The 8,650-nt window shown below is 55.8% G+C and carries 5 protein-coding genes; all 5 read left to right on the top strand.

The window, feature by feature from the left end; genetic code table 11:
• Positions 1–418: 418 nt before the first annotated feature.
• Positions 419–1,207 (top strand): hypothetical protein, encoded by a 789-nt coding sequence (locus NB063_RS18790; protein ID WP_250930301.1) that lies wholly within the window; start codon positions 419–421, stop codon positions 1,205–1,207.
• A gap of 808 nt (positions 1,208–2,015) precedes the next feature.
• The gene (locus tag NB063_RS18785) at positions 2,016–2,549 is read left to right on the top strand and encodes a sigma-70 family RNA polymerase sigma factor (protein WP_250930300.1); all 534 of its coding nucleotides are present in this window, start codon (positions 2,016–2,018) and stop codon (positions 2,547–2,549) included.
• On the top strand, positions 2,546–4,177 hold the full coding sequence (locus tag NB063_RS18780) for a LamG domain-containing protein (protein ID WP_250930299.1): 1,632 nt from the start codon (positions 2,546–2,548) through the stop codon (positions 4,175–4,177). Before NB063_RS18785 ends, NB063_RS18780 begins: the two co-directional genes overlap by 4 nt.
• A gap of 26 nt (positions 4,178–4,203) precedes the next feature.
• The gene (locus NB063_RS18775; RefSeq protein ID WP_250930298.1) at positions 4,204–6,927 is read left to right on the top strand and encodes a DUF1592 domain-containing protein; all 2,724 of its coding nucleotides are present in this window, start codon (positions 4,204–4,206) and stop codon (positions 6,925–6,927) included.
• A 166-nt stretch (positions 6,928–7,093) separates the two neighbouring features.
• The gene (locus tag NB063_RS18770; RefSeq protein ID WP_250930297.1) at positions 7,094–8,488 is read left to right on the top strand and encodes a DUF1552 domain-containing protein; all 1,395 of its coding nucleotides are present in this window, start codon (positions 7,094–7,096) and stop codon (positions 8,486–8,488) included.
• Positions 8,489–8,650: the final 162 nt, after the last annotated feature.

Here is an 8,650-nt window from a genome sequence, read left to right as displayed (position 1 = left end):
GCTTTGCGAGTTCCGGCATTCACTTGCTCAGTCGTGCCGGAACTGCGTCGCTTAGGCTCCTTGGTCCGGCCTACGCCGAACCGATCACGATCCGCTGAATTGTCGTTATACCGAATCACTTCTATGTACCTGCTTACCTGGGCCTTCCGCGTGGGCGGACGGTGGATTCGAGGTCGAGGCGACGTGGGATCGATTCTACCCAGGTTGACTGTCCAGAGGGGTTGCCTCGGCAGTGGTTTGCTGTTTTGAGACCAGCGATACAGCGATCTCCATCTCCATGAGAAAGTCCTGCAGCTTTTTTTCTCCGTTTCATTCCCGGCTTACCGCTCGTTGTATAATGCCTCTCGATGAATCGTTTCGACACTCTAGTAGCGATTTTCTCAACCCGTCACGGTACAAGCGAAAAGAGAGTCTCAACATGTCACCTAAGTGGTTCGTAGTCCTCGCTATGATGGGTGCCGTCCTGGCACTGCTGTTCACTTCGACATCAACTTACGATGCCTTGATTTCATTTACCACGTTCAAGCCCGGGAACGAGCTTCATTTTTCATCGCGGCATTTCCTTGGTCTGAGTGGATGGTTGATGATTGTGCTCGGGGTGCTCGCGTTTGCTCTGGTTGACTTTGAGAAATCCTCTCAACTCACCGTGCCTGCTTGTTTGGCAGCAGCATCGTGTTTCTTGGCGACAGGATGTCTCGCCTATGCAGCCTGGGAAATGCAAGCGGCATTCATGGAACTCGCTACTTCTCAGGCTCTCACAGCGGATAAATTTGCGTTAGATGTCATGAAAGCGAGGACGCCAATGTTAGTAGGTTGGTTTGCCGTTGTCGCCGCTACGACCTTGGTTTGTATAGCCAGTCTCAGAGGACGCCCGATCGAGAACGAAAGGCGGCAATGGTGGAGTTACTGGAACTTGAAATCACGCTCCCTTTTCCAGCACGCTGTGGCTATCAGCACCGCAGTCCTCGTTGTGGTGGCCATCATTTGGAGCGGCTCGTCAATGAGCAGTTTTGAGCAAGCGATCAACTCGGGCAACGCATCACCCTCTGAATTGGCCCGTAATCTCAGCGGACTGATTCGTGCTGATCAGCTTTTTGCGCTGGTGATTTTCGGTTGCGGTTGTCTCTGCTTAATCGCAATCGCTGCCAGCCAAACGCAGCCAGACGTTGTTGCGGAGTCCACGCTTGACAGTGCCACCGATTCCTAGTTTTTCGAAATCGCAGGAAAGAAGAGGTGCCATTTAGTCCTGACATGATTTCTTTGCCGATCACCAACACCCCGGTGAGGAAGCGAATGGTGGAGTCATGGGACAGCCGTCGGTTGGCGTCGTCGGAGTGATGGTGGCGTTTGTTTTTACCACGAAATGAACGAAAGACACGAAAGTGGTTGGTGGGGTTTCTTTCGTTTGGTTCGCGAGTTTCGTGGTTGCAGATTGTCCCTGCTTTGCTAGCGGAACGGCGCGAGCCGTCCGGTGTCCCGTTGGAAAAAGCGTGTTGTCGTAGAAGGTGCTGGACTCTTTCTTCTTCCGTGGGATAGAGAACATTCCAAACTCAGTGGTGCTTGGTGGCTAAGCGGTTGTCGCGCTCCATGGCACTCATTTCGATTTCGGCACGCACGCACAGGACGACGCAGTCGCTGGCAAAAGTCCGCCGCCGCGTCGCGGAGTTCATCGTGTTCGCGTGTCAGGCGTCCAGCGGTAATTCCGTCGCGCGGCATTCGGATAGTTGGTCGAAGTTCTTGGATCGAGTCCGTTCGACAGCATCGTTCTTGCTAGCTCGCGCTCTCCGGCATTGCGGTTCGCGGGCGTCATTGTCCGACTTAGGCACCGGCACAACAGTTCACTGGTGGTGATGAAGGCTTGTACGAATCTCGGGAGATCGAGCTTAGAAAAGGCAATCGCGGTGACGCCCGAGAATGAAGGTGACGCGTTGATCAAAAACGGCGGCTTTTACTGGATTTCTTTCGGCAAATGCGGGAACTTAGTGGAGCGTAGAGTCGGCGGAGCATATGGATCAATGCAAAAATCAGATCGCGAACAACACGACCAGTTTCTTCGGCTCTTCATGGAGCACGAAGAGATGCTCCGTCTGTTCGTTCGTTCGCTGCTTTTCAATATGGAAGAATCGCGAGAGGTTATGCAAGAAGTTGCCATCGTCTTATGGCGAAAGTTTGATGGCTCGTTAGATAACGCGTCGTTTCGGCGGTGGGCTTTCGGTGTGGCACGGATGGAGGCTTTGGCCTTCCGGCGGGATCGTGCCCGGGATCGTCACCTTTTCGGAGATGACGTCGCGGAGTTGCTCGGCCGCACGATTCAAGATGAATCCAGCGGGCTGGAGTGCGAGCGAAATGCGCTGGAAACGTGCGTGAGGAAGCTCCGTCCCGACCAGCAGGACTTGCTGCAGTCGGCCTATCAACCGGGTGTCAATTTGAAAGGCCTGGCACAAAAGCTCGGATGGACATCAATGACCCTTTACAAAAAACTCCACCGTATCCGATTGCAGTTGATGGATTGCACGCAACGCGAAATGGCGGCTGAGGAATATTCATGAACAATAGAAACGCCCGACTCGAATTGATGCGGCGATGTCTCGATGCGGAGGCCACCAATGAGGAGCTCGCGCAATTGGAAGAGTTGCTCCGAGCTGATGCCGAGGTTCGCAGGGAGTACCTGCGTTACCTCAACATTGAGTCGGCGCTCGCTGCCTTGCCAGACAAACGCGAGCCCGTTGCCGGGCCTCGCATTCACGGTGCGGCGCCACTGCCAACACGCGAATCGAGATGGCCGCGTTTTCTCGGGCCGGCCGGTTGGTTGACCGCTGCGGCGATGCTGTTGTTTTCGTCGGTGCTGACGCTCCAGACGGTCAACCGAGAGCGAGACGAAGCACGCTCTCAAATGATCGGGGAAATCATTGCTAGGCCGGCTGCGGTCAGGGACAGAGGCGTTGCCGTCTTGACGCGTACCGCCGGTCTTCAAGGAGCCGCATCAGCTAATTGGCAAATCGGGGGCACGATACCGCCGGGGTTGATGAAGTGGGACTCGGGTCTGCTTCAGTTGGAGTTCTATGGTGGGGCGACCGTGGTTGCCGAAGGTCCGGCGGAAATCGAAATCCTCGACGAGTCTCGCGTCGTCTGCAAATCAGGCCGAATTCGTGCACGGGTTCCCGAACCAGCGAGAGGGTTTGCCGTCGTTGCTCCAACTGTTGAACTGGTCGACCTCGGGACGGATTTCGGGCTTGATATCCTCGACAACGGCTCAGTGGAAGTGCATGTGTTTGACGGCGCGGTCGAACTCTTCGATGTGGAATCGAATCGTGATCTGGCAACGCGGCGTCAGCTCAATGCGGGAGACGCCGTCTCCGTCGATCGCGATGGCGCGTCAAAACCGATTGCCTCCCGGAACGCTGACTTTGTCACTCCGGGTCGGCTCAATCTGATGTCTGATGTGCATCAGCAGAAGACGCACCGCGACTGGCAGGCCTTTCGTGATTCGTTGCAAGACGATCCACGCGTTGTTGCTTACTTTCCGTTCGAGCGAAATGCCTCGGACGATCGTGTCCTGACCGGATATGGGCGTAATGGCGATGTGATTGAGGGGGCTATCGTTGGATGTGAATGGACACATGGGCGATGGTCTAGCAAGTCATCGCTGCAGTTTAAAAGGCCGGGTGATCGCGTGCGAATCACCGTGCAGGGTGAGTTCGAATCGCTGACGTATTCAACGTGGGTGCGAGTGGACGGACTCGACCGCATGCACAGCTCGCTCTTGCTGACCGATGGTTTTCGAGAAAACGCTCCGCACTGGCAGATTCGCCGCGACGGGAACCTCGTCCTCGGCGTTCAGCACCCCGGGAACAACGCCTTCAACTACCAAGCCAGATCGATTTTTGACGCCTTCCGACTTGGGCAGTGGATGCACTTGGTAACGGTCTACGACGCTGGTCGTTCGCTCGTCAAGCATTACGTCAATGGGGAGCTCGTCAGAAAACAGCGGTTGAAGTCAAGTGCAGGCGGCCTCCTTGAAATCGGCAATGCAACGATTGGCAATTGGAGTGAACCGGAGCAGCATCATCAGCCAGGGATCCGCAATCTCAACGGATGCATCGATGAATTGATCGTCTTCGGCGAAGTACTCGATGGCGAGGAAGTGCGTCACATTCACGAGGTTGGAAGACCATGAGGATATTCCTTGTAAACTTTATAGCGATGACGTTCCCTCCAGCACTCGTTGCGGTATTGCTGGTCGGGTCAATGATGGGCCCGCTATCGCCGAGCCTTGTGAAAGCGGAGGAGTTCGCGTCAGCCGTCAGGCTGTCGCTCGCAGAAGTGAAGGTAGCCGGAACGCTGACGTCGAATCTCCGCAAGCAGATCCCGGATTCGATCACGTTTGAAACGCCGCAAGCGGATCTGGAGGTGTTTCGCGACGAGATCGAGCCGACGCTTCGTAAAGCCTGTTTTGAGTGTCACGGATCTGAAACCGCCGAAGCTGACATTCGAGTCGATACGTTGGATCCGGACCTTCTGCACGGGGATGATGTCAGTTGGTGGCTGGAGGTTTCGTCGGCCGTGAGCAACGGCGAGATGCCTCCCGAAGACGGTCCTGATCTGGCTGACGAGGATCGCAAAAAGATCATCGAGTGGCTCTCCGCTGAACTCCAAAAGGCTTCGCAGGTACGACGATTGGAGCAAGGGCGTTCATCGTTTCGCCGCATGACGCGATACGAATACAACTATGCACTCCAGGATCTGCTGGGGCTCAAACTGGATTTCACGAAAGATCTGCCGCCGGATCCTATCTCCCCCGACGGATTCATGAATAGCTCCGATATGCTGCAAATGACGGGTAAGCAGTATGCGGAGTACCTGGAAGTGAATCGGCGGGCCCTGAATCACGTCACAGTGGGTGGCGAGCGTCCCGAGGTGTTGTACTGGGGCGTCTCGGCCGAGCAGGCGTCGGCAAGCCAGTTTGCTGAACTCGAAACGAAGAACGAGCGTGCGGGGAACCAAAGGCAGGTAACGCAAGCACGAAATGGGCAAAGAGGCGGGCAGAGACGCGGTGAAGGTGAAAGTGACGCCCCGCGTGGCGGACCGGCTCATTACAAGAACACCCAGACCGGCCAGACGGTTCCCGCGACGTGGTCTTACACCGGAGCCGTGCATGCGTGGTCGCCGACGACGTCTAGCCCTGAAGTGCCTGATCCTTCCGACTTCATCGCCGTGCTTCCATCTAGGCAACGGATTGTTGTCGAACTCGGAAACCGTTTGCCCGACAAGGGGGCCATGCGGGTTCGTGTCCGTGCGTGGCGAACCTCTGCCGACCAAACCCCTGCCCCAAAACTCGCTCTGGAGTTCGGCTGGCAAGGCGACAAAGACCAGAGGGCCTCGTTCAGGATCAGCAAGCGTGACGTCGTTGTCGACGCTTCTCCCGAAGAGCCGGTGTTCTATCAGTGGGACATCCCGTTGAGCGAAATCAGCCCTCGCAATCCGGTGCGCAAGACGGTGGAGTTGGGGACGGTCGGCGAAACCAATCCGTCGGAATACATCCGACTATTCAATACCTCGTCGGACCCATCCGTAGACATTCAATTCGACTATGTCGAGGTGTCGGCTCCTGTCTACGACAAATGGCCACCGGAGACGCATTCGGCGATTTTCATTGAAAGCAAAAACTGCGATGACGAAGAAGCATACGCGAGAGAAATCTTGTCGCATTTTATGCGTCGGGCGTGGCGACGCGAAGTCACTGAGTCGGAAGTCGATCTGCAAATGGCGTTGTTTGACCGCGTTCGCCCGATCTGCAGCGACTTCGAGCAAGCCGTGGTCGAGACGCTGGCCGCGGTGCTGTCTTCTCCGCGTTTTCTGTATCTCGTGCCGTCCGATCGTTCGTCTGCGGAAGCGTCACGCACGCTGAATGATTTCGAGCTGGCGACTCGTCTATCCATATTCCTTTGGTGCAGCACGCCAGACGATGAACTGCTCGATCTTGCGGCGAAGGGGCAACTGCGCCATCCGGAAAACCTAATCCGTCAGACGCACCGTATGCTGGCCGATCCACGGCATGAGCGATTTTCGAAACACTTCGTACAGCAATGGTTAAACATGGCGCCACTTGAGTTCGTGAGGATCGACAGAAGGACCTATCCCCAGTTTGATGACGAGTTGAAGGACGCGATGCAGCAAGAACCGATCGCGTTGTTTGAAGAGATGTTGCAAAACGATAGCAGCGTGATCGATTTCATTCACGCCGACTACGCGGTGGTCAACGAGCGACTCGCACAACACTACAAAATCGAGGGAGTCCGTGGAAACGAATTCCAGAAAGTGTCGTTGGATCCGGAAGATGATCGCGGCGGGTTGTTGACTCAGGCTGGATTGATGGCGATGAATTCTGATGGCAAGGATTCGCATCCGCTCAAACGTGGCATGTGGTTGCTTGAGAGTATTTTGAACGACCCACCGCCTCCGCCACCACCTGCTGTTCCCGAGATCGATCTCGCCGATCCGGAGATCATGAAAATGACGCCCAAGCAGCAGATGGAAGACCATCGCAACCAAGCTGCCTGTATGTCGTGCCATGTGAAGATCGATCCGTGGGGCATCGCCTTTGAGAACTTGGATGCCCTCGGAATCTGGCGTACAGAGAGTTCAGGAAAAGACATCGACGCGTCGAGCCTGTTGTACAACGAACACGAGCTTAACGGCGTTGACGGGGTGAAGCGTTTCCTGCTCGCTAACCGCCAAGACCAATTCGCACGGGCCATCGTTCACAAGATGACCACCTTCGCACTGGGGCGTCCGCTGACCTTCGGTGATCGAGCGGATGTCGAGCGTATTGCGGCACAACTCCGACAAAACGGCGACGGCCTCCAAACTCTGGTTCGTTTGATCGTCGAGAGTGACGTGTTTCAGAGATCCGAAGCCAATGAATAGGAATGTTTTAAGAGGAGTCCAAACCGTTTTGCCCTTCGTGTGGAACGGTCGGACACGGCAAGCGGCCGGAGAGGGCCCTCTTCGCGTCTGAAAGCCCGGCTCTCCTGCAAGCGGGAGAGCGAGATCACTTTGTTGCCCCAAATCACGTCCAGCCCAGGGAAAAATAATGAACCTCAATGCTCTTGATCGTCGTCGCTTTCTTCGGGGAGCCAGCGGGTTTGCCCTTGCCCTACCTGCGTTTGAGGCGTTTTCCGCAAGTGCGGGAGCGGCTGAAAACGTCGTCCCTCGCCGGCTCGCCTGCTTTTATCTGCCCAACGGTGTCCCCATGCCACTTCCAGAGGATCCGGCCTACCAAGATTGGTCGTGGTTTCCTCACGGTGAGGGAAAGGATTTTCGCTTCAGCAAATGTCTCGATCCGCTGGAACCGCTGCGAGAGGATTTGACGGTACTCTCTGGATTGTCGCACCCGGCGTCACGCGATAACCATGGTCACCACAATGCCGACCAGTTTCTCACGGGGGCGCCGATCGGCGGCGGAGGAAAGTATCGAAACTCGATTTCGCTCGACCAGGTTTATGCAGCAAAGGTTGCAGAGCAGACTCGCTTCTCATCGCTCGTCATGTCGACTGACGGAGGCACCGGTCCGGAGCGGAAGGCACACACGATCTCGTTCAACAGCCAGGGGCGGCCCATCCCGGCTGAAAACAAACCGAAGCGGATCTTCGACATGCTGTTTGCCAAAAAGGACGAAGATGCCGCACGACGACTGGCGCTCAGTCAAAGTGTGCTGGATCATCTCATGGAAGACGCGAGTTCGTTGCAAAGACAGCTTTCCACACATGATCGAGCAACCTTTGAAGAGTTTCTTAGTTCCGTGCGGGATACCGAAATCAATGTCACGAAGTCAGCCCGGTGGATCAATCTTCCGCTTCCGACCGTCGACGTCGATCACCTGAGTCTCGACATCACGGCGGAGGATCCGAGAGAGTACATGCAAACGATGTACGAACTGATCTATCTGGCGTTTAAAACCGATTCGACGCGCGTGGCAACCTACCAATTCGGCAAGGAGGTCAGTAAAGGGATCAGCGACTATCTTGCTCGGGCAGTCGGGCTTCCCTTGACCCATCAACTCTCGCACCAAACCAAAAAGCCTGGTGGCTGGAAGAACTTCGGTACCTTTTGCCGATTCCTTAGTGAAGAATTCGGCCGTTTTGCCGGCAGGCTGAAAGCGACTCCAGAGCCTGCCGGTGAAGGCAGCATGCTTGACAATACGCTGCTCCTGTTTGGCTCTGCATCCAGTGCCTTCCACCTTTCGCGAAACTATCCACTGATTTTGGCTGGTGGTAAATCAATGGGATTCCGGCATGGGCAATATCTGGATTATGCCGGCGAGAACGCCTACCGGGGTGGATGGATCAAAGGGCAGCCAGAGCCCTATAAGATGAGGCCATCCCACAACGATCTGCCTTTGTCAAATCTGTTCGTCACGATGCTGCAAAGGCTGGGCGTGGAGACTGAAACATTCGCGGACAATACCGGCACCATCTCGGACGTCTAAGACTGAGCAAGATCCCGTCAGCAAAGCGAACCGGGTCGAACACAAACGCACACGTTCGTCCGCCGAGGATCGATCGTTACATCGCGGTCGTGAGCGACAGTATGCTGTGAGGCAGCGCGGAACGACGCTAGTCGTCAGGTCACGCGGGACCGGACGGCTTGC

The sequence above is a fragment of the Aporhodopirellula aestuarii genome (genome assembly GCF_023701485.1).
GTDB lineage: Bacteria > Planctomycetota > Planctomycetia > Pirellulales > Pirellulaceae > Rhodopirellula > Rhodopirellula aestuarii.
Note: the sequence above shows the minus strand (reverse complement) of the source record. Positions and strands in the feature narration are given on the sequence as shown.

Excerpts from the sequence above, each read along its gene's own strand:
- NB063_RS18790 (WP_250930301.1), top strand. The coding sequence starts at position 419 with ATGTCACCTAAGTGGTTCGTAGTCCTCGCTATGATGGGTGCCGTCCTG.
- NB063_RS18785 (WP_250930300.1), top strand. The coding sequence starts at position 2,016 with ATGCAAAAATCAGATCGCGAACAACACGACCAGTTTCTTCGGCTCTTC.
- NB063_RS18780 (WP_250930299.1), top strand. The coding sequence starts at position 2,546 with ATGAACAATAGAAACGCCCGACTCGAATTGATGCGGCGATGTCTCGAT.
- NB063_RS18775 (WP_250930298.1), top strand. The coding sequence starts at position 4,204 with ATGACGTTCCCTCCAGCACTCGTTGCGGTATTGCTGGTCGGGTCAATG.
- NB063_RS18770 (WP_250930297.1), top strand. The coding sequence starts at position 7,094 with ATGAACCTCAATGCTCTTGATCGTCGTCGCTTTCTTCGGGGAGCCAGC.